Source organism: Streptomyces sp. SID14436, from assembly GCF_010548465.1.
Classification (GTDB): Bacteria; Actinomycetota; Actinomycetes; order Streptomycetales; family Streptomycetaceae; genus Streptomyces.
Window position 1 is genome coordinate 1 of the sequence record NZ_JAAGMD010000328.1, and the last position, 2,209, is coordinate 2,209.

At 76.0% G+C, this 2,209-nt stretch carries 2 protein-coding genes and 1 pseudogene; all 3 read left to right on the plus strand.

Annotated features, from left to right (window positions below; all coding sequences use genetic code 11):
* Window positions 1-292: pseudogene (locus tag G3I53_RS11850) on the plus strand (hypothetical protein); the annotation flags it as partial.
* A 90-nt stretch (window positions 293-382) separates the two neighbouring features.
* The gene (locus tag G3I53_RS11855) at window positions 383-1,351 is read left to right on the plus strand and encodes an acetylxylan esterase (RefSeq protein WP_164334307.1); all 969 of its coding nucleotides are present in this window, start codon (window positions 383-385) and stop codon (window positions 1,349-1,351) included.
* A 168-nt stretch (window positions 1,352-1,519) separates the two neighbouring features.
* Window positions 1,520-2,209: serine hydrolase domain-containing protein (locus G3I53_RS11860; protein ID WP_164438314.1), on the plus strand; the 690-nt coding region annotated here is incomplete at its 3' end.

Below are 2,209 nucleotides of genomic sequence, written 5' to 3' on the forward strand. Positions count from 1 at the left end.
CCCGGACGAGGGGATGCGCGAGGCCGTCGCCCGGGTCCCGGCCACCGCGCGGCCGGGCGACCGGGTGCACGTGTGGTTCGACTCCCGGGGGCGGAACGTGCCGCCGCCGGTGGACGTCGCCTCGGTCTGGCAGCACACGGCGGGTGTGGGCGGCTGTGCCGCGGGCGGCACGGTGGCCGCGGTGCTGCTCGCGCACGGCGCGGTGCGGTCGGTGGCGATGCGCCGGCGGCTGGCCGAGTGGGAGCGGGACTGGGACCGCACCGGGCCCGAGTGGACCCGCCGTGGCGTCTGACGGGACGGCCGGGCGGGCTCTGGCACGGGCTCGGACGGCGCCCGTACCGTGTGATCGTTGCGCGTACTCTGCTGACGAAGGCGGTTGTTGATGGCCCTGTTCGACCTTCCCCTCGACGGACTGCGCGAGTACCGCGGGTCCGGCACGGAGCCCGAGGACTTCGACGCGTTCTGGGCGAAGACGCTCGCGGAGGCCCGCGCGCACGATCTGGACGCCCGCTTCGAGCCGGTCGACACGGGGCTGTCCACGGTGCGGGTGTTCGACGTGACGTTCGCCGGGTTCGGCGGGCACCCGGTCAAGGGCTGGCTGACGGTGCCCGCCGGGGCCGAGGGGCCGCTGCCGCTGGTGGTGCAGTTCATCGGCTACGGAGGGGGTCGCGGGCTGCCCCACGAGCACCTGCTGTGGGCGTCCACCGGCCGGGCGCACTTCGTGATGGACACCCGGGGCCAGGGCAGCGGCTGGGGGCCCGGGGAGGTCACCGCCGACCCGGTGGGCAGCGGGCCCTCGCACCCCGGGTTCATGACCCGCGGTCTCGACGCGCCGGAGAACTACTACTACCGCCGGGTGTTCACGGACGCCGTGCGCGCGGTGGAGGCCGCCCGTTCGCATCCGCTGGCCGACGCGGCGCGCACCGTGGTGGCCGGGGCCAGCCAGGGCGGCGGCCTGGCGATCGCGGTGGGCGGCCTGGTGCCGGACCTGGCGGGTGTGGCGCCGGACGTGCCGTTCCTGTGCGACTTCCCGCGGGCCGTGACGCTCACCGACCGGCCCCCGTACCGGGAGATCGGCCTGTTCCTGAAGTCGCGTCCCGGGCGGACCGCCGACGCCCTGCGCACCCTGTCGTACTTCGACGGGGTGCACTTCGCGGCCCGCGGCCGGGCTCCGGCGCTGTTCTCCGTCGCGCTGGAGGACCAGACCTGCCCGCCCTCGACGGTGTTCGCGGCGTTCAACTCCTGGGCGCACGACGACAAGTCGATCGAGGTGTACGACTTCAACGACCACGAGGGCGGCGGCCCGTTCCACGAGGCGGTCCAGCTGCGCTGGATGCGCTCGCACGTCTGAGGCACCGTCGGCAGGCCGGGCCGGGGGCGGGCTTTCCGGCCCCCGGGGGCGCAGGCCGTCCCGCCCGTCGGGACGGGGCCTTCCGTCCGGTCCGACCAGTCGGTACGTTCTAGGCCGCCCGGGCCGCGCCACCGCGGTGCGGGCTTCCCGACGGCCGACGGAGGGCCCATGTCCGAGCACGACGTACTGGTTCACGGTCACTGCGACCCGCGGTTCGCGGCGGTGCGCGCGGCGTTCGAGGAGAACGTCCGCGAGCGTCAGGAGCTGGGCGCCGCGGTGGCCGTGACGGTGGACGGCAGCACGGTGGTGGACCTGTGGGGCGGGTGGGCGGACGCCGCCCGGACACGGCCCTGGGAGCGGGACACCGTGGTCAACGTGTGGTCCACGACGAAGGGCCCGGTGGCGCTGTGCGCGCACCTGCTCGCCGACCGGGGGCTGCTCGACCTGGACGCCCCGGTGGCCGCGTACTGGCCGGAGTTCGCGGCCGCGGGCAAGGAGAAGGTCCTGGTCCGTCATCTGCTCTCGCACCGGGCCGGGCTGGCGGGGCTGCGCGAGCCGCACAGCCTGGAGCAGCTCTACGACTGGGAGCTGACCACGCGGCGGCTGGCCGCGACCGAGCCCTGGTGGGAGCCCGGCACCCGGTCCGGCTACCACGCGCTGACCTACGGCCACCTGGTCGGCGAGGTCGTGCGGCGGGTGTCGGGACTGCGGCCCGGCACGTTCCTGGAGCGGGAGGTGACCGGCCCGCGGGGGATCGACTTCACCATCGGCCGCCCGGAGCGGGACGCCGGCCGGATCGCCGAGCTGGTGCAGGCGCCGGCCCGGCCGGCCGGGGGCGGGTCCGCGGCGGCCCTGCCG